Source organism: Campylobacter insulaenigrae NCTC 12927 (genome assembly GCF_000816185.1).
In the GTDB taxonomy this organism is placed as follows: Bacteria; Campylobacterota; Campylobacteria; order Campylobacterales; family Campylobacteraceae; genus Campylobacter_D; species Campylobacter_D insulaenigrae.
This window is the reverse complement of sequence record NZ_CP007770.1, coordinates 796,247-815,701: the sequence shown is the minus strand read 5'-3', so window position 1 is coordinate 815,701 and position 19,455 is coordinate 796,247. Positions and strand designations below refer to the sequence as shown.

21 protein-coding genes are annotated in these 19,455 nt (G+C 26.4%); 13 read left to right on the top strand and 8 right to left on the bottom strand.

Going from position 1 to position 19,455, the window contains the following annotated elements; genetic code table 11:
- The first annotated feature begins 12 nt into the window (after positions 1-12).
- Complete coding sequence (gene dnaE / locus CINS_RS04280) at positions 13-3,624, top strand: DNA polymerase III subunit alpha (protein WP_039650144.1); 3,612 nt, start codon at positions 13-15, stop codon at positions 3,622-3,624.
- Positions 3,611-4,852, top strand: coding sequence for a DUF2920 family protein (locus CINS_RS04275; protein ID WP_039650142.1), 1,242 nt, complete (start codon positions 3,611-3,613; stop codon positions 4,850-4,852). Before dnaE ends, CINS_RS04275 begins: the two co-directional genes overlap by 14 nt.
- Positions 4,853-5,286: 434 nt before the next feature.
- Here CINS_RS04275 and CINS_RS07635 read toward each other — a convergent pair whose 3' ends face one another.
- The gene (locus CINS_RS07635; RefSeq protein WP_052251971.1) at positions 5,287-5,958 is read right to left on the bottom strand and encodes a HepT-like ribonuclease domain-containing protein; all 672 of its coding nucleotides are present in this window, start codon (positions 5,956-5,958) and stop codon (positions 5,287-5,289) included.
- A gap of 843 nt (positions 5,959-6,801) precedes the next feature.
- Between CINS_RS07635 and CINS_RS04265 the strand changes: the two genes are divergently transcribed.
- The gene (locus CINS_RS04265; RefSeq protein WP_039650140.1) at positions 6,802-6,987 is read left to right on the top strand and encodes a hypothetical protein; all 186 of its coding nucleotides are present in this window, start codon (positions 6,802-6,804) and stop codon (positions 6,985-6,987) included.
- A 181-nt stretch (positions 6,988-7,168) separates the two neighbouring features.
- On the opposite strand, the gene CINS_RS04260 is transcribed toward CINS_RS04265, so the two are convergent.
- On the bottom strand, positions 7,169-7,702 hold the full coding sequence (locus CINS_RS04260) for an RloB domain-containing protein (RefSeq protein WP_170161464.1): 534 nt from the start codon (positions 7,700-7,702) through the stop codon (positions 7,169-7,171).
- Entirely contained in the window at positions 7,695-7,937 is a 243-nt protein-coding gene (locus tag CINS_RS04255) for an AAA family ATPase (RefSeq protein WP_039650138.1), read from the bottom strand. The genes CINS_RS04260 and CINS_RS04255 overlap by 8 nt, the downstream gene beginning before the upstream one ends.
- A gap of 504 nt (positions 7,938-8,441) precedes the next feature.
- Here CINS_RS04255 and CINS_RS04250 point away from each other — a divergent pair.
- The 5 genes from CINS_RS04250 to CINS_RS04230 all read left to right on the top strand — a co-directional run bounded on the left by CINS_RS04250 (position 8,442) and on the right by CINS_RS04230 (position 12,486).
- Positions 8,442-8,714 (top strand): hypothetical protein, encoded by a 273-nt coding sequence (locus tag CINS_RS04250; RefSeq protein ID WP_039650136.1) that lies wholly within the window; start codon positions 8,442-8,444, stop codon positions 8,712-8,714.
- Positions 8,715-8,717: 3 nt separating this feature from the next.
- The gene (locus tag CINS_RS04245) at positions 8,718-9,092 is read left to right on the top strand and encodes an HNH endonuclease (RefSeq protein WP_039650134.1); all 375 of its coding nucleotides are present in this window, start codon (positions 8,718-8,720) and stop codon (positions 9,090-9,092) included.
- Between the two features lie 217 nt (positions 9,093-9,309).
- Positions 9,310-9,945 (top strand): P27 family phage terminase small subunit, encoded by a 636-nt coding sequence (locus CINS_RS04240; RefSeq protein ID WP_039650132.1) that lies wholly within the window; start codon positions 9,310-9,312, stop codon positions 9,943-9,945.
- A complete protein-coding gene (locus CINS_RS04235; protein ID WP_039650130.1) occupies positions 9,938-11,569 on the top strand; it encodes a terminase large subunit in 1,632 nt (543 codons plus the stop codon). The genes CINS_RS04240 and CINS_RS04235 overlap by 8 nt, the downstream gene beginning before the upstream one ends.
- Before the next feature lie 104 nt (positions 11,570-11,673).
- On the top strand, positions 11,674-12,486 hold the full coding sequence (locus CINS_RS04230) for a DNA adenine methylase (RefSeq protein ID WP_039650128.1): 813 nt from the start codon (positions 11,674-11,676) through the stop codon (positions 12,484-12,486).
- A gap of 38 nt (positions 12,487-12,524) precedes the next feature.
- On the opposite strand, the gene CINS_RS04225 is transcribed toward CINS_RS04230, so the two are convergent.
- The 5 genes from CINS_RS04225 to CINS_RS04205 all read right to left on the bottom strand — a co-directional run bounded on the left by CINS_RS04225 (position 12,525) and on the right by CINS_RS04205 (position 15,872).
- Positions 12,525-12,809: a hypothetical protein gene (locus CINS_RS04225; RefSeq protein WP_039650126.1), complete on the bottom strand. Its 285-nt coding sequence runs from the start codon at positions 12,807-12,809 to the stop codon at positions 12,525-12,527.
- 65 nt (positions 12,810-12,874) lie between these two features.
- The gene (locus CINS_RS04220) at positions 12,875-13,069 is read right to left on the bottom strand and encodes a hypothetical protein (RefSeq protein ID WP_039651386.1); all 195 of its coding nucleotides are present in this window, start codon (positions 13,067-13,069) and stop codon (positions 12,875-12,877) included.
- Positions 13,070-13,085: 16 nt separating this feature from the next.
- On the bottom strand, positions 13,086-13,406 hold the full coding sequence (locus CINS_RS04215; RefSeq protein ID WP_039650124.1) for a hypothetical protein: 321 nt from the start codon (positions 13,404-13,406) through the stop codon (positions 13,086-13,088).
- Between the two features lie 57 nt (positions 13,407-13,463).
- Positions 13,464-14,093 carry a S24 family peptidase gene (locus CINS_RS04210; protein ID WP_039650122.1) on the bottom strand — a complete coding sequence of 210 codons (630 nt, stop codon included), beginning with the start codon at positions 14,091-14,093 and terminating at the stop codon, positions 13,464-13,466.
- A gap of 84 nt (positions 14,094-14,177) precedes the next feature.
- Positions 14,178-15,872, bottom strand: a complete 1,695-nt coding sequence (locus CINS_RS04205) for a KAP family P-loop domain protein (RefSeq protein WP_052251970.1) — start codon at positions 15,870-15,872, stop codon at positions 14,178-14,180.
- A 118-nt stretch (positions 15,873-15,990) separates the two neighbouring features.
- Between CINS_RS04205 and CINS_RS04200 the strand changes: the two genes are divergently transcribed.
- The 5 genes from CINS_RS04200 to CINS_RS04180 all read left to right on the top strand — a co-directional run bounded on the left by CINS_RS04200 (position 15,991) and on the right by CINS_RS04180 (position 19,429).
- Complete coding sequence (locus CINS_RS04200) at positions 15,991-17,160, top strand: phage portal protein (RefSeq protein ID WP_039650120.1); 1,170 nt, start codon at positions 15,991-15,993, stop codon at positions 17,158-17,160.
- The gene (locus CINS_RS04195; protein ID WP_084593986.1) at positions 17,148-17,672 is read left to right on the top strand and encodes a hypothetical protein; all 525 of its coding nucleotides are present in this window, start codon (positions 17,148-17,150) and stop codon (positions 17,670-17,672) included. Before CINS_RS04200 ends, CINS_RS04195 begins: the two co-directional genes overlap by 13 nt.
- The gene (locus tag CINS_RS04190) at positions 17,673-18,023 is read left to right on the top strand and encodes a hypothetical protein (RefSeq protein ID WP_052251969.1); all 351 of its coding nucleotides are present in this window, start codon (positions 17,673-17,675) and stop codon (positions 18,021-18,023) included.
- Between the two features lie 63 nt (positions 18,024-18,086).
- Positions 18,087-19,061, top strand: a complete 975-nt coding sequence (locus tag CINS_RS04185; RefSeq protein WP_039650119.1) for a hypothetical protein — start codon at positions 18,087-18,089, stop codon at positions 19,059-19,061.
- A complete protein-coding gene (locus CINS_RS04180; protein ID WP_039650117.1) occupies positions 19,058-19,429 on the top strand; it encodes a hypothetical protein in 372 nt (123 codons plus the stop codon). Before CINS_RS04185 ends, CINS_RS04180 begins: the two co-directional genes overlap by 4 nt.
- Positions 19,430-19,455: the final 26 nt, after the last annotated feature.

Genomic DNA, 19,455 nt, shown 5'->3' with positions numbered 1-19,455 from the left:
TAAGGTAATTATATGAGCCAATTTACACATTTACATTTGCATACTGAATACTCTTTACTTGATGGGGCAAATAAGCTTAAAGAATTAGCTAAAACTTTAAAAGGTCAAGGAGCTACAAGTGTTGCTATGACTGACCATGGGAATATGTTTGGTGCTATTGATTTTTATAAAACTATGAAAGCTGAAGGTATTAAACCTATTATAGGGCTTGAAGCTTATTTACATAATCATGATGAACTAAATGATAAAAGCTCAAGACAGCGTTTCCACCTATGTTTGTATGCTAAAAATGAAATTGGTTATAAAAATTTGATGTTTTTGAGTTCTCAAAGTTATATACATGGTTTGTACTATTATCCAAGAATCAATAAAAAAATATTAGAAGAACATTGCGAAGGGTTGATTTGTTCTTCAGCTTGTTTGCAAGGAGAGATTAATTGGCATTTAAATACTAAAAATGAAAGAAATATTAAATTTGGTGCTAAGGGTTATGAAGGTGCTAAAGAAGCTGCTATGTGGTATAAGAAAGTTTTTGGAGATGATTTTTATCTTGAGATTATGCGTCATGGTATAGATGATCAAAAATTTATAGATGAATCTATTATTAAGCTTTCCAAAGAACTTGATATAAAAATTATAGCTACAAATGATACGCATTACACTTTTAAAGAAAGAGCTGCTGCGCACGAAGTTTTTATGTGTATTGCTATGGGAGTTAAGCTAGATGATCCTGGACGTTTAAGACACGAAGTTCATGAATTTTATGTTAAAACTCCTGAGCAAATGAGTGAGCTTTTTGCAGATATTCCTGAAGCTATTGAAAATACTCAAGAAATAGCTAATAAATGTAATTTAGAATTAAAATTAGGAGATCCAACTCCACCAAATTTTAAATTTACAAGAGAATATGCTAAAAAATATAGTTTAAATTTAGTAGAAGATAAAGAATTTAGCTTTGAAAATGATGATATAGTTTTTGAATACCTTTGTAAAAAAGGTTTAGAAGAAAGACTTCAATTTATAGATGAAAACAAGCATGAAGAGTATAAAGCTAGACTTGAATTAGAGATTAATATTATTAAAAATATGAAATTTTCAGGCTATATGCTCATAGTTCATGATTTTATCATCGCAGCTAAAGATAAAGATATACCCGTTGGACCAGGAAGAGGAAGTGCTGCTGGAAGTTTAGTTTCTTATTGTTTAAAAATTACAGATTTAGATCCTATACCTTATAATCTTCTTTTTGAAAGATTTTTAAATCCTGAGCGTGTTTCTATGCCAGATATTGATGTGGATTTTTGTCAAGATAGAAGAGGTGAGGTGATTGATTATGTCATTGATAAATATGGAGCTGAAAAAGTAGCTCAAGTTATCACTTTTGGTAAGCTTTTAGCAAAAGGAGTTATTCGTGATGTAGCAAGAGTTTGTGATATGAGTATTCCTGATGCTGATGCTTTGGCTAAATTAATACCTGAAGAACTTAAGATTACATTAGAAAAAGCCTATGAGCAAGAACCAAAAATAGCTGAATTTATTAATTCTCATCCAAAAGGACATCAAGTATGGGATTTTGCAAAAGCTTTAGAGGGGTTAAATAGAAATGCAGGTATGCATGCAGCTGGAGTGGTAATATCTAATGAGGCTTTGTGGAATAAAGCTCCACTTTTTAGACAAAGTAAAAATGATGAAAGACATCTAGTAACGCAGTATTCTAAAGAATATCTTGAAGATGTGGATTTGATAAAATTTGACTTTTTAGGACTTAAAACATTAACGGTTGTTGATAGTGCCATCAAACTTATAAAAAAAAGATATAACAAAGATGTTATTTGGGAAAAAATTGATGTAAATGATCCTAAAGTATATAAAACAATACAAAGTGGTAATACTTTAGGAATTTTTCAAATAGAATCAAGTGGTATGCAAAGTTTAAATTCTAGACTGAAACCTGAAAGATTTGAAGACTTAATAGCGGTTTTAGCTTTATTTAGACCAGGTCCTTTAGATAGTGGAATGGTAGATGATTTTATAGAAATTAAACACGGCAGAAAAGCTGCTACTTACGCATTTGATGACTTAAAACCTATACTTGAAAACACTTATGGAGTTATAGTTTATCAAGAACAAGTTATGCAAATAGTACAAAAAATCGGGGGTTTTTCTTTAGGTGGAGCTGATAATGTGCGCCGTGCTATGGGTAAGAAAAAAAGAGAAATTTTAGATAATCTTAAAGCAGAGTATTTAGAAGGTGCAAAAAAACAAGGCTATGACGAGAAAAAAGCTGATGATTTGTTTGAACTGATTTTGAAATTTGCTGAATATGGTTTTAATAAATCTCATTCTGCTGCTTATGCGCTTATTACCTTTCAAACAGCATATTTGAAGACTTATTATCCAAGTGAATTTATGGCTGCACTTTTGACAAGTGAGGAAAATAATGTAGATAAGGTTGCAAAATATATTGAAGAAATGAAAAGAATGAATATTAAGCTTTTGCCACCAAATATAAATAAAGCTCAAAGAGAATTTAGCGCTACTAAGCTCGAAGATGGTTCAGAGGCTATTATTTATGGACTTGGAGCTATTAAAAGTGTGGGAATTCCTGCGATTGAAAATATTATAGCTGTGCGTAGTGATAATGGATTTAGTGATTTTAATCATTTCGTGAGTTTGATTGATCCTAGTAAGATTAACAAAAAGACTATTGAAAGTTTAATAAAAGCTGGGGCTTTTGATGAATTTAAATATACTAGAAAATGTTTGATTGATAATCTTGAGCTTATAAGTGAAACGAGTAAAAAAATTGCAGAAATTAAAAGAAATTCTACTGCTTCATTGTTTGGAGAAGATGAAATTGCAGGAGACATTAAAGTAGAAATTCGTGAAACTAAAAATGAATTTGAACTTATGGAAAAACTTGGTTATGAAAAAGAAATGCTTGGAATTTATGTATCTGGTCATCCTTTAGATAAATTTGCTTCACAAATGCAAGGAATTGAATACTATAAGAGTGTTGATTTTGAAGAACTAAAAAATGAGGGTGAAATTTTATCTATAGGAAAAATTGAAGATTTTAAATCTATGATGAGTAGGGGTGGAAAAAGATATGCAAAAGCTATAATTTTAGATCTTTATTCTTCTTTTGAAGTTATCATTTTTGAAGCTCAAGTTGAAAAAATAGAGAATATATTTAAGGAGAATCAAGATGAGGTTTTTGCGTTTTTGCTTAGATATAAAAACAATGAAAGTGATTTAAGTTTCAATTTAAATGAGATTTATACTTTAGAAGAAGTCAAACAAAATGAAATTAAATCCATTACTAAAAGAAAAAAAATTGCTAATAAAAATTCTGATAAAGAATATACTCAAGAACCTATGAAATTTGAGGAAAATATCATAGAACTTGATATAAATAAGCTTAGCAAAGATATGGTGTATGAAATTTATTCTTTAGCTAATACAAGACATAATCCAAAAGATACTAATAACAAAAAACTTGTATTAAAAGTTCTTGATGTAGGAAGTTGCTTGCTTTATCATACAGGTTTTGTAATTTCTAATGCTGATATTAAAGAAATTGTACAAAAGTGCAAATTAAAGGAAAATAGTGTTAATCAATAAAACTTATTTCATAGATTCTTGTGATGATGTAGAACTTAATATAAAAAGAGAAAGTAAGCTTGAATTTAGATTAACTTATGATGATGAAAAAGAAATAGAAGCTGTGGTTTGTATGATAGCTGGAGGTGCGGCGGATATGAATTCTTATCTTTATGTCGATGATTATTGTGCAAAACAATATAAAGTTGCTGTTATTAATGTAAATTATCATTGTATAGGAAATCGTCCTCAACTTGGTTGTGATGTTGGTTTAGATGACATAGATAAATTAATTTTGGAAACAAATTTAAAAGCTATAAATTTAAACATACCTTATAATATTTATAATATTACTTCATTTGATGAGATGAATGAAGTATTTCTTTATATAGATAATCTATTAACTTATTTAAAAAATGAATCAAAAATTCAACAAAATTACAAATTACCGGCGCATGTAAGCTATAAACCTACAAAAAACGAATATCAAAATTTTGGAATCATGCAAGCAACAGATATATTAAATGCTCTTTTATATATTAATAAAAATCCACCTTTTAAGATTATGGGGGGGGGTATGAAGAATATTTTAATTGGAGATTCTTATGGAGGTTATTTAGCAAATTTATGTGCTAAAATAACTCCCTGGAATATTGATGTTGTGATAGATAACTCTTCTTTTATAAACTTTTTTGGAGATATTTGGAGATTAATAGGTTTTGGTAAAGAAATTGATTTTACTAGATATCATGGTACTTATGATAATATAATATTTAAAAATATTTTTTTATATTTAAGTGATAAAACTCATTGGACTTCCAATAAACAATCTCCGAGATATTTTTCACCAGCAAGAAAACTTATAAGAGAAATTTTAAATAAGGAGCATTTAAAAACTCAAAGTTTATATCCTAAACCAAAATATATTTCTTATCATAGTAAAATAGACAATCGTTCACCTTATCAAAATAAAGAATTATTTTATAATTTACTAACAAACATGAAATTTGATACTTGTTTATATGGTATTGATTATAAAGATGTTGATGGAAAATTTATTAAAAATTTAGAACATGGTATGGGTATTCCCATGAAATTACTCATTAAAAAGCATTTACCAGATATCTTAAAAGAAAAAGTTAAAGATAAAACTTGTAAAAAAGAAATTTCTTATAAAAGTGATGATTTAATTTATACTTTTAAAGAAAAAGATGACAAAATACTTTTAGAGGTAAATAAAATCAGCTAAAAATTTAGTACAAAAATATTTGCTTTATATAAATGATTCTCAAGATTATCATATGATTTATTAAGCAAACATATAATTGTATTTTATTGTTAAAATGTGTAAAAAAGCGATATTGTTTTTGATATTTGCCAAAAATTACTAAAGCTTCATAAAAGTATATTTGCAATCTTCTTAACTTTTTAATTTTATTTTTATAATTTTTAAGTTTTATCACATTCCTAGTAAAAAATATAAATAGGAATATCTTAGATATAATATTATAGTCGTTTTGATTAAGAATTAGTCTTGAGAACTATAAATTCAAAATCTTATTTGGCTTTAACTAGTATATAATTTACTAGATATCTATATAGATATTCTAGTGTCTATCATCATAATGAACATTTTGTGGCAAGTAAGAATAAGCCGCACTAGTATATTCATCGTGCGAATCATCATGCTTTTTTTAAGATATAAATTTTTTCTTTCGTAAAAGTAGAAATGTCATCTATATTCGTTGAATTTATACGCCCTCTAAAAAAATAAATTAAAAACGATAATGTTATACCGCCAGTTATAAATAATATAAATTCAACATTTTTATTATCTATTTTCATATTTTGTGAAATATCTACCATACTCAACAATAAAGACAAAGCTAAAACAATAGAAACTAACAATGCTATAATTATTTTTGCATTTAAGCTTAAACCTTTTTTTCTTACTACTTTTTCCATAATCTCAACTTCTTGTTTTTCATTTATTTCTAATTTTGCTATATGTATATTTATACTTCTTTTGATTCTAAATAAATCATACTTAATTACATTAGCAACAGCACTTAATCTAATTTCTTCATTATCGTGAGCTGCAAAATTTCTAGTATCATTTATTCTTTTTAAATCTTTTTTGTCAAATAAAGATAAGATTTCATCATCAGCACTTTCTTTAATTTTTTTAAAGCTTTCACTGATTTTAATTAGAGAAACAAAAATAAATCTTTGTGCATTTTCATCGTGCAATGTTTTTAATACATTTTCATCTTTGATTTGCTGATCAATTAAATCAATTTCATTTGCAATTTTTTGTAATCTTTTTATGTTCTCTAACCTAACTTCACTTGACATTTAAATTCCTTTATATTTAGTATTAAATTATACTAAAATTTGCAAAAAAATCAAGTTTTTTAATGCTTTTAAATGCCTATTTTATAGTATTTTGAAAGGGTTTTTATATTCTGCATTTTTGTCCTTTATAAAGTTTATTTTAAGTGCTTTTTAAGCGTATTTTTTACACATAAAAGTCCTTTATAAAGTCTTTTTTTCAAAAATAAAACTTTATAAATATTAATTATAGAATAACTTGCTATTAAATTAACAACTTTTAATCAGGATATAAAGATTGTTATTATTCATTTTGTAATATAAAGTTCATTTATAAACAATTCTATGCTGATTAATTTAATTGAGTTTAAGATTGTTTTTACAGGTGTTTTTATAAATAATGCTTTTAAAATTTTTATTTTAATTATTATCTTATAATAAAAAATAAAAACTAAAGGATATGAATTCTAATGATAAAGAATCAAAAATCAATTAATTTTTATTATTATCGATTTTTTTATCTTCATCAAAGTCATAAAAAGTAACAAATATAGCAACCACTATCGCAAAAGCTAATATAATGTATTGTCCCATTTTAGTTCCTTTTTTTGATTGTTATATAAATTATTAAATTAATATATTACTCAATCAACTTTAAAAATACAATATTATTTTTTTAATTATAATATTTCCAAAGATCTAGCTTTTATCACTTTCCATTATATTCATAGTTGTTTTGTTGATATTTTTGATACATTCTTTATATTGTTAGATTAAGAGTTTTAGTGAGTAAAAGCGAAACTACTTTTGAAATTATCTTAGAAAATTAAAACAAGCAAAATTAAACAATAAATCAAAAGGATAGATATGTTTAAAAACGAAGAATACATAAAACAGAGAAAAGCCTTATGGATAAAAAGTTTTGAAGCTTTTAAAGATGATGAAGAAATTAACAAAGAACAGTTAGAGCTTGCTGAGGCAGGAATAAATGATGGCTTTGAGGAAGATCAATTATATGAATTAAGCCAAAATTGTAAAAATAAGACAAAATAAAACTTACTCATAAATATTTAGATTGATTTAGCTAAAGAAAAAACTAATTTTAAATATTATTGATTAATCTACATATAATTACAATATAAAAGAAAGAAGTAGATATTTAATATATTTTAAGCACCATTATATTGTTCTAATAATTTTCTAAAATAATATAAATTACTTTGAATTTGATTATTTAGCGAATTTTATCAATCTCACACTGCTTATTGCAAAAAACAGCGATATTACAAAAATACTTTTCAGCATTTTCTATACATACACCTTTATTTAATATTTGAGAATATAAATCGTTAGTAGATGATTTAAAATTCTTATTATCGCTATATCCTAAATTTCTATAAAAATTTGTTTTGTTATTTTTACTATTATCTACAAAATGAAATCTAAGCCAATCTTCAAAATCATCAAGAGTAAGAAATAAATACTTGTCTTGTGATTTTTTTATATGTTTTATAAGTTTTTCTAAATTTTTCAACTCATTAGTATCGTGCTTTGCTCTATCTAGATCCATTACAATAATAAGCTTATCAATATAAAGTGCTTTTTCTATTCCATAAAGAATATTTTTATACGAATTATTATTTTTTAAATTTTTTACATCTATTTTAACATTATCATAATTTAGATATTTAAAAAGGGAATTAAAATAATCTTCTTCTGTTTTACCTTCGCACCAAATCTGTATACTGGGCTTTGTTTTTTTATTCATCATAAAGCCCTTTTAAATAATCAATATATGCTTTTTTCTTTTCGCTTCTAATATCGTAATCATAATATGTTCTTATCTTACTCTCTAGGTGTTGATCTTTTTGAATTAAAAATATTTGTTGTGAATTTAAAAAACTAACATCAAATAATAAAACATTATGAGATGAAACAATTAATTGTCCATTATGATTTTCCTCTGTATTAATAAGATTGTTAAATATAAGTATTAGCGCCAAAGTACTTATTGAAGAATCTAATTCATCAATAAAAACAATTTTTCCTTCCTTGATAATTTGAAAAATAACACTTGAGAGTAAAAAACAAATGGTGCCCGAGGTCAGCTACTAAAAAATCTCATTTAATATCTATTTTTAAATATATTTTATTTTATTAGTAACCCACTAATTAACCCATTACTTTACAATTTAATATATGTATAGCAATGGTTTCTTTTAATCCGATTAAAGTCAATATTAGTATATTTTTTATATTTCCGATTAAAATTAATACGACGTTAGCTAATGCTCCGATTAAAACCTCTGTGTTAAATAAGGACAATAGCTTTTATTTGGTTGTTTATTGCGGAGAAAAGATATAAGTACTTTTTGCTGTTTGGTATCTTAGTAAGAGCAAATAACATTCCAAACTTATGTATTTTTTATTTTTGTGTGAAAATATGATAAAATACAAAATAAGGAACTTCACTTATTTTTTTGCTTTAATTTTATAAGAGTAGAAAAATGTTTAAAAATGAAATAATTAACAATGCTGTACCTGCAAAGATTTTCATCAATAATCTTGGATTATATGATAATTTTCATAGAAATGTTAATGATATTAAAAGTGGTTTTAAAGTTAAAAGAGTTGGTGGAAATTTCTTTATTTTACTCCCTGATTGGTTTATGAAGATAATTGAAGCCGGCTATAGTTGTTATGCTATTAAGGCTTATGATGATTTTGAATATGAATTCAAAGTATCGCTTACAAAGAAAACTGAAATAGGTTTTTTATAAAAGATGAATACGTATAAATTTTGCAAATGTGGAAAGAAGATACTCTCTCATTTGAGTAAGTGTTCTGAGTGTAAGATAACAACCGTTAGAAATCAAAATAAACACTATGATGCTTTCAAAAGAGATAGAGATAGCTCTAGTTTTTATCATAGTGTAGAGTGGAAGAGATTGCGTTTTAGTTTTATTAATGATAATCCATTTTGTTTTAAATGTGGAAGATTTGCAAAGATTGTTGATCATGTTATCCCTATAAGACAAGGTGGAGAAAAACTAAATGTAACAAATTTACAAAGTTTATGTATGACTTGTCACAATAAAAAAACCAAAGAAGAATTAAAAGGGGTAGGGGGCCAAATCTCTATAAAGCCGATGTCCTAGTCACCGACCGGTTAGTCGTGAAAAAATGTGAGCTATTTTTTTATTGCGTGCGTAATTGACTAACTAATTAACCAATAAACACTGAGCTTAAAATATGAATAATTGGGGCTTATGTTTTAATTTCTTTTGTATGTTTCTTTATATTTAGTATCTAATTAACTAATACGCACTTTAACGCCTTATATTTTGTATAAAATCACTAAAAAGAAAGGTGTTAATGCAAAAAGAATTTTTGAGTTGTGATGAGGTTTTGCAAATACTAAATATTAATTCTAAAGAGTATTTGAGTAGATATTTAAAGAAAAATGGAGTCAAGGTTTTAAGAGGAAAAGCTAAACCTTATCCAAAAGAAGAAATATTAAAGTTAGCTAAAAAAAGACAAGATGACAATCACCATAACTCAAAGCAAAATGAAATAGCACTTTTTATAGACGAAAGCATTATAAAAGAAAAACCAAAAAACAAGCAAATGGTTAAAGATGAAGAAATAAGTAAAAGTAGCTTAAATTTTCAAGCAATAGAGCAAGAATTGGCTCAAAAAGTAAAAAATGACTTGATTAATTTAGGAATTTATGATGATCTTGAAGATGATATTATTAAAGTATATGCTAAAAATCTTATCTTATTGGAATGTTCAAGTAAAGAGGTGGAGAAAAAAGGTTTTTGCACCACAAGCGATAAAGGAACGCAGATTATCACTCCTGAGCTAGTTGCTTTTAACTCTTTAACTAAAAATGTAGTAGGCTTAGCAAAAATTTTAGGTATCGGTGCTCCAAGTAGAACAAGGGTAAATCCAAAAGAGCAAAAAGAAAGCTCTCCTTTTGACGTTTTATTGGGGAAAGAAGATGAATGATATTAAGTTAAGATCTAGGGAAGATATTTTAAATTATGCTAAAAAATATATAAAAGCAAAAAACGAAGAATTTCAAAATTCTCCATTTTATATAGATACAAAAATAGCTTTAAACGCAGTTGTTTTTGTGTCTTTATTAAAACATACCGATGGAGAATTAGCAGGAAAGCCATTTGTTCTTTTAAACTTTCAAATAGAATTTATAATAGATATTATCGCCACATATTCAAAAGAAAAAAATGCTAGGAGATATTCTTATGCCTTATTATTTATTCCGCGAAAAAATGGCAAAACAGAGCTTATAGGAGCTATTTTACTTTATTTTCTTTTTGTAGATAAAGAAAAAGGAAAGAAAATATATTGTGCGGCAAATGAAACTGAACAAGCAAAATTAGTTTTTAATGCAGCTTCATCTATGATAAGTCAAGAAAGGCACTTAAATGATATATGCTATCAATACAAGACTTATAGGGAAATCCGTAAAAAAAATACAAAATTTGAAGATTTTATAAAGGTTTTGACAGCCACTAGCGAAACTAAAGATGGATTAAGACCTTATGTTTTTATTTACGATGAGCTTCATGCTGCAAAAGATGGAAAATTATACAAGGTTTTAGAAGAAGGAACAGCAAGTCGTTCTAATTCTCTTTGCATAGTAATATCCACAGCAGGTTATAATCAAAATTCAGAGATGAAAAAACAATATGATTATTGTAAAAAGGTTGCTTGTGGTATTATAAATGATCCCTCTACATACTCTAAAATTTACGAACCAAGTGAAAATGATGATTGGCATGATGAAAAAGTGTGGGCAAAAGTAAATCCTGCTTTAGGGTATGGAGTTAAGATAGAAAAATTAAGAGAGTATTATGAAAAAGCAAAATCAAATGCAAATGATGAGGTTAGTTTTAAGACAAAGCATTTAAATATATGGACTTCAAATGCTGGTGCTTTTGTAAAAGATGATGATTTTATGAAGTGTAATCTTGGAAAAATAAATTTAACTTCTGATGTTTTTATGGGAATAGACCTTTCAGCTACGACAGATTTGACTGCACTAGCTATAATCTGCGAAATTGATAAAATTTTACATGTTGACTTTAAATTTTATGCTCCTAGACTATGTGCTGAGCAAAGAAGTAGAAGAGATAAGGTTCCATATTTAGAATGGGCTAGGCTTGGGTATTTGACTTTAACACCAGGTAATAGTGTAGATTATGATATGTTGATAGAAGATATTATTTGTTTTAGTAAAACACTTAATATCAAAATGATAGGTTATGATCCTTGGAATAGCACTGAAGTAGCCAAAAAACTTAGTGAAGAAAACTTAGAATGCGTACAAATTAGACAAGGTTTTGCAAGTATAAGCGAACCGCTAAAAGAGTATCAAATAAGAGTATTAAAACAAACTATAAACCATAATGCAAATCCTATTTTTAGATGGTGTAATAATAATTTGGTAATAGATAAAGATGCAAGGGAAAATATAAAACCTGATAAGAAAAAATCAAGCGAAAGAATAGATGCAATTTCAGCTTTAGTAACTGCTATAGCAACCAAAAATACCTTTGCAAAACCACAAGAAAGTATTTATGAAAAACGGGGTATTAGGAGCTTGTAAGGTTTAGGAAAGCCATAAGCTCTCCTTTCTAAAAACTAGCAAAAGCATTATAACCTTCTTTTTAGAAGCTAGCTAATTAAATTTTATTTTAAAAGGAATTTGTTATGAACACTATAAACAAATTTCTAAAAACTAGCCCATTAATTAAACCTACACAAACCAAACTAAAAGCTGCTTTTGCTTGGGTTGGTGGTAAAAACTATTTAGCTAAAGAAATCATTGCTTTAATGCCAGAGCATAAAACTTATATAGAAGTCTTTGGTGGAGCTTTAAGTGTTTTTTATCAAAAAAGCCCATCAAAAATAGAAGTTATTAATGATATAAATAACGAGCTTATCAATTTACACCTTTGCATAAGAAACAAACCTCAAAGTTTAAATAATGTATTAAATTCTTTATTTGTAAGTAGAAAGATATTTGCAATGATAAAAAATAAAGAATTAAAACCAAAAAATGATATAGAAAGAGCTGCTTTTTATTTTTATCTTATAAGCACTTCTTTTGGATCAAGTATGGGACAATTTGCTATGAGTAAGCAAAGAGCGCCAAAAAGATTACTTAGAGATTTTAGCTTACACACACAAAGGCTTAAGCATACTAGCATTGAAAATAAAAGCTTTGAATATATTTTAAAAGAATATGATTACAATGAGGCTTTATTTTATTTAGATCCACCTTATGTGGGAACTGAGAACTATTATAAAAACACTAATGGTTTTGGAATAAAAGAACATAAACTATTAAATGAATTGCTAAAAAATATCAAGGGTAAATTTATGCTTTCTTATAATGACTGTGAGCTTGTAAGAGAGCTTTATAAAGGCTTTAATATCAAAGAATTAAAGATAAGATATTCTTTAAATAACAATGTTTTAAAAAGAAAAGAAAGTAAGGAGGTTTTGATAATGAACTTTTAATTATTTTAGAGAATATTTATATTCTCTAAAATAATTTATTATTTAAGCAAAATGGTTAAAAATTCTAAAGCTTCTTTATTAGATTTTACCCCATACTCTAAATAATCTTTCTCTAAAGTAGCTCCGTATTTTAATAAGAGCAAAATAGCTCCAAAATTATTGTGATTAATAGCATAAATTATTGGTAGTGTTCCCATAGCTTCTTTTGTAGCACTCACACCATTTTGAAGATACTCTAATACAGCATCATTATCACTATTGCAAATTGCTCTTATAAAATCTCTTGTATAACCTTGTTTTATATTATTTTGTATTCTTGACATTTTATATCCTTTTGTTTTATTAAGACTACAATAGCTTGGTAATGCTGAATGTGTGCTGTTGTAAGCTATATTGTTTTAACCCAACTTGATACTACATTTAATAAATGATTATAGTCTTTACTTGTAGCTTCTTTAAAAAACTCATCTCTAATATTTTTGTGTATTTTAGCTTTTTTCAAAGCACTATCAACTCTAGCTAAAATTGAAAAAGCATTACCATCTTCTCCGATTAATTTAACTTTTATATTTGGATATTTTATACTCATTTTTAACCCCTTAAAATTCACAAAAAGTGCTTTTTAATTCATATCTTTGTTTTTTATCATTGTATTGAACTACAAATTTTCTACCAATTATGTATCTTTCAAATAAAGGCACTTGTATAATGGTTTTATCTTCATTCATTTTAAGTATTTTTGCAATAGAATAAGAGTTTATACCCATATTATAAATGCTCATAAGCTCTAAAATATTATCTCTTGCTAGATAATCTTTTTCTTTTGATAGTCTTTTATGTAAAATCTTAAATTCATCTTCTAAATCTTGCATAATTTTTTCTTTTAATTCTTTATCAGTATAGTTTTTAATCTCTTTCATTTTTTCTCCTTTTGTTGATTACACACACAATAGCTTGGCAAAGCTTATTGTGTGCTGTTAGATTTTAGAAAACTCTCCAACTACCACTCCAACTAATAAAAAATCTCCATTTTTATAAAATATGTCTTTATATAAATGGTTTAAAGAGTGTAAAATTACTCCATTATCTTGTTTTAAAACTTGTTTGATAAAAAGTCCATCTTTAGTATTAATTACACAAATACTTTTGTTTTTAAAAGTTTTATTTCTATCTATTACACAAATACTTTTATCTTTGATAATTGGTTCCATACTCTCACCATAGCAAGTAATAAGCTCACAATCTTTTGTTTTAAAAAAATCTAATATCTTTTGATCTATTAATATGTTTTCAAAATCTAAAATATCATTAATCCCACCTCCACCTAAACTAGCATTGGTTTTATATAGTTTTAAAATTTTATATTTGTATTCACATTCTAATTGATCTTTTGGAGAGCTTCCATAAAAGAAGTAATTAATACTAATGTTTCTTTTTTCTAAGAAGTTTAAAATGTGTGCATAGGGAATGGAGTTTCTAAATTTCATAGAATTAAAAGTGTCTGGGTGGATACCTAATTCTTTAGCTATATCTTTTGTTTTTAATTCACGCTTACCTTCACTTGCAAGTATATCTTTTAACTTCTCAATTACTTCTTGCATTTGCATATTAAATCCTTTTATTTTAATTTAAAAGAATTTAACAAAAAATTACAAAAAGCAATGAAAAGATTTTATTTTGAAAGCTATAAATTATTCTATTAGTAGCTTTCTTAATACACTATTTTGTGAATTTATATATTCTAAAACAACACTTTTTTTTATTTTATTTTCATCTAAATCTAAAAAATCTAAATAAGCTTGAAATAAATTATTATTTAAATCATCATCAAATTTATGACTTGCAACCATATTCATAGAAAAATGATTAAAAAATTTCTTACAAAAATCGTTATTATTTTTAAATAGCTGTACCAATTCTTCTCTTTTAAAAAAATTATATTGCTTAATCGCTTCAGGATAAAAACTACTTTCTATATTTTCATAGCTATTAATAAAAGCATTAATATTTTCATACTTGCCTGTTTTGTATTTTTCTTTGGTATCTTCATAATAACGCTTCCATTTTTCATCTTTTAATAATTTTAAAAGATCTTTATCTGATTTATAATCATCGCGAAAATCAAATTCTAATTCTTCCATAACAAGAGCTTTTATATAGTGTTTATTGATTTTTTCTTCTATGTTGCTTAATTTTTTATTTGTAATTTGTGTGTAGGTTGAAAGTAAAATTTGATAAAAACCATAAGGAAAGTGTGTCATTCCATTTTTTGAATAAAAATCTATTTTTAAAAGTGAATTTTCAATATCTTTTACGAATTGCTCATCGTTTAAATTACCTACTAAATATTCTATCTTGCAGTTTTGAAGTTTATAATAAAGATCAATTTTTAAAGTTTGATAAAAATCGCGTCTTAGTTGATATTTTTCTTCTTTACTTAAATAAAACATATTTTTTAGGTATTGTTCATAAAGATGGTAGTTTGAGGAAAATTCATTTTTTTCTATTGTAATAGAAAGATATTTTTTAGTTTTAGATATTAATGATTTATAACTTAATTTTAGAGCATCTGAAAATGTTTTTTTATTATCATACTTACAAAACAATAAAAAACATTGCGTGTTAAAATAATCTATATGCTCTAAGGCATGATATAATAATCTTAGATTTCCATTACATTGTTCTTTATATCTTTCGAAAATAATATTTTCAATAATATTTCTTATCTCATCTGTAATTTTAGTATATTTATTTACTTTATCTTTGATAATTGCCTTTGCTACTTCATCATTGTCTTTTATGGTTATTTCACAATCAATAACCTTCTCTTTGTATATTCGATACCAGTTTTTACTATTGTATTGTTTAGTCTGTTTTTCTTTATTGTTTTTAGCCAGATTGCTATCTTGTTCTTTTAATTCTTCCTCATGAAAAATCACAACAACATTGCATTCTTTTTCTTCTTTAAGTAAATTTACAAGTCCTAAAATTTCTTTCAAAGAAAGATTATCAGTTCTTCTTTCTATGTTATCAAAACATACAATAATATTATTAAAATCATCTTTTTTAGCAAAAGAAAAAATAGCATTAGGTTCTATTTTTATAAACTCACAACTTGCTTTTTCTATAAGCTTGCTTACAATATTGGAAGCTTTTTCTGTAATAGAATTATAAGTTCCATATAATTTAAAAACTATTTCTTCTAATATTTGCTTATAACTTTCTTTACCAAAAAGATCGATATAAACAACTTTTTTATCTGCATTTATTTTTTCTTCAACTTGTTTCCATAGATGAGTTTTACCTATACCCCAAGACCCATTTATAGCCAAACATTTTTTAGAGTTGCTATCTAAAAAATTTGCAATATTATCAATCTTATTCATTGTCTATTCCTATTAAATATTTACCATATATTATCAAAATTATTTTTTGCTTTTATACCAAATACGCATTCTAACGCCTCAAAGTTTTTTTAAAATACTTAGAAAAACGAGGTTTTGAATGTTAGATAAAATAAAATCATTTTTTAAAACACAAAAAAGAAATCAAGATTATCATGCCTTAGAGTTCCTTTCAGAAGAAAAGGTAAATTCTGATGAGCTTTCGGCTGTAATTGCAGCTATATCAAACATAAGCGAAACCATAGCTTCTTTACCACTAAATTTATACAAAAAAGAAAAAAATGGCTCTGTATTAGCCACTAATCATCCTTTGTTTGATCTTATAAAAATTGCACCAAATGAAACCATGACACCATTTACACTTATAGAGGCTTTTATGGTGCAAATGCTAATTTATGGAAATGGCTTTTTATATCCTATGCGAAGAAGAAATGGACAAATTTTCTCCATAGAACTTATACAAAACAAAGATATTTTGCTGTTTAAACAAAGTGGAAAATACTTTTATAGTGCATACTCTAGTAATGGCAGTGTTGTTTTAAGTTATGATGAAATGGTCAATGTTCCATATCATACAAAAGATGGTGTCAATGGAATAGCACCTTTAAGAAAAAGTAAAACCACAGCAAAGTTAGCTACAGCCATAGAGCAACATGGACTTAGCTTTTTTCAAAATGGTGCTTTTACAAGTGGTGTTATTACTGTTCCAAATGAGCTTAGTGATCAAGCATATGATAGATTGAAAAAATCATTTAAAGAAAATTATAGTCAAAAGAAAGCTTATAACATATCCATTTTAGAAAGTGGTTCTACATTTACTCAAACTACAAGTGCAAATAAAGATAGTCAATTTATAGAAAGCAAGCAATTTCAGATTATAGAAATTGCAAGATTATTTAATATACCACCGCATAAGCTAGGAGATCTTTCTAGAGCAACATTTTCTAATATAGAACAACAAGAAACAAACTACATGGTTCAAACAATCACGCCTCTTACTACAAAAATAGAACAAGCATTTAATCGCTTTTTGCTTACTAAAAGCGAATGGGGAAAATATTATTTTAAATTTAACATCAATGCTATTTTAAGAGCTGATAGCGCTTCAAGATGGGAAAGCTATACAAAAGCTTTAAATAATGGAGTTATGAGTATTAACGAGGTTAGAGCATTAGAGGAAATGAACCCAATTACCAATGGAAATGAGCATTTTGTAGCATTAAATTTAGGAAAATTAAATGAACTAAAGGATGAGGTTTGGAAAAAATAGAATTAGAAGGTCTCGTAGAATTAATGAAAGATTTAAACACGCTAAGTAATTCATCATTATCAAAAGCTGCTAGAAAAGGAGCTATGAGTGTAAGCAAGGAAATTACTAAGCTTTATAAAAAAACAGCACCTAAAGAAAGCGGTCTTTTAAGATCAAGTGTTAGATCTGTTACAAGTAGAAATTTAGAAAAAGGTGTTTATAGAGCAGCTGCTGTTGTATTTAAAAAGAAAAAAGTAAGTCAAAAAAGATATGAAAAACTAAAAGGTTTTAAAAAATGGACTTTAGAAAAAAAGAATGAAAGGAAAAACAAATTAGAATATTTTTCTAGCGCTTATTATGCACATTTTTTAGAGCATGGATTTTGGCATAGAGGAGGAAAAAACAAAAAAGGCAAAACAAGTTTTGTAAAAGGATATAAAACTATGGAAAATGCTATAAAAAAAATAGAACCAAAAGCAGACATTTTAGTCCAAAACGAATTAGAAAAAGAATTGAAAAAAATAGGGTTTTAAATGAAAATGCACAAAGAATTTTTAGTCCGCTTTTTGCAAAATTTAGAAAATGAATTAAAATTAGATATTTATCCTATAAAAGCTACTATAAATAACAAAGAAAATTTCATAGTTTATGAAATAAGCAATGAAGAAATTGTTTTAAGTATTGATAATAAATTATTAGTAAAAGAAATAGAAATATCCCTTATTATATATAGTAAAAAGTATCAAAAATTAAGAAACATAAAAGAAGATTTTGAAAGTTTATTATTTAGCATAGACAAAAAGCCATCAGATATACTCATAGCTGGAGAAGATGAAGAAGATGGATTTTATAAAAGTAGTATATTCTTGACTTTTAAAATTTAATACGCCTTTTAACGCCTCAAAGTTTTTTTAAAATCTCTTTGTATTTTATAACAAGGAGTAAAAATGCCAAAAGAAAAAATAATTTCAAATGCACCAGATGTTCAAGGACTTAGAGTATTGGTTTTATCAAGAGCTATGGAAGCTGCTGGTTCTACACCAATACAAGCAGGTTTTTTAACTAGCATTTCAGGGCTTAAAGGAGGAAGTAGAGAAAGTCAAAAACTAAGCCCAATTAATGATAGAGACTATGAAGAATTAAATGCAGTAGGTAAAAAAACAAGTGCTACTGTAAATATGTCTTTACTTTACAAATTTGCAAAAGATGGAAAAACACAAGATTTTGAAGGAGTAAATTATCTTGAAAAGGCTTTTGAAGAAAATGAAGAAGTTTTTATCATTGTTGAGGTTAATGATGAAAGAAAAACAACTTTAAAAATAAAAATGAAAATAACAGGCTTTGAAGTTACTAGTGAAGCTAACAATAAATTTAGTGCAAATATCACAGCAGAAAAAATAGGAGAAGCAAAAGACATCACTCCTTTTAGATTTGAAGATGGAGAAAATATAGAGCATACTAGCGATGCATTAGTAGTTGGTAATGTCTATTCAGATAAAAAATCAAAAATAGTTTATCACTATCCAAAAGCAAGCACCTTAAAAACACCACAAATTAATGATGAGAGATTTATATATATTTTTGATAGTGTTAGAGGGGTATGTCCACATGCTAAAAAGCAAGTTTTTGATAAGAGTAAAGAATTTATAGATAGTGAGCAAGAACAAGAAAACAAGTGGGAAAAAGAAAATGATGAAAATATCATTCATGAGACTGAAAATGAGCCAACCCAAGGACAATCTTATGAGGAATTAAAAGGTAAAACAATTTATTTTTACCCAAATCCTTTAACGCTAGCGTATCCAGCAAATAAAGATATAAGAAAAAAATATACTTGTGATGAAAGCAGTGGAGTAGCTTCATCTGCTACAGAGGAAGAATTTAATAACAATAATTTTGCACAAAAAGGAAGAAAAAGATGAATTTAAAAGATTTTTTACAAAATAATTCCCTTAAAACAAAAGAAATTAATGTTGATGGTATTGATGAAAAAATAACCATAAAGCAACTTTCCATGTTAGAACAATATGAGCTTATGAAAAATCATAAAATAGAGTTTAAAAAAGATAGTAAAGATGGGGATGATACTAATGAAATCAATATAGAAGCCATAAGTAATAATTCTAATTTTAGAACTGAAGTTGTTTTAAAAGGACTTGTAGAACCAAGATTAAGCAAAAAAGAAATCACGCAACTTAATCAAAATGCACTTATGATTATTTCTAAAATAGCTGATGAAATTTTAACCTTTAGTGTAGAAGTCCCAAAGCAAGAGAGCAAGGGCGATTAAAATATCGCCTAGCCCTTGCATTAGGA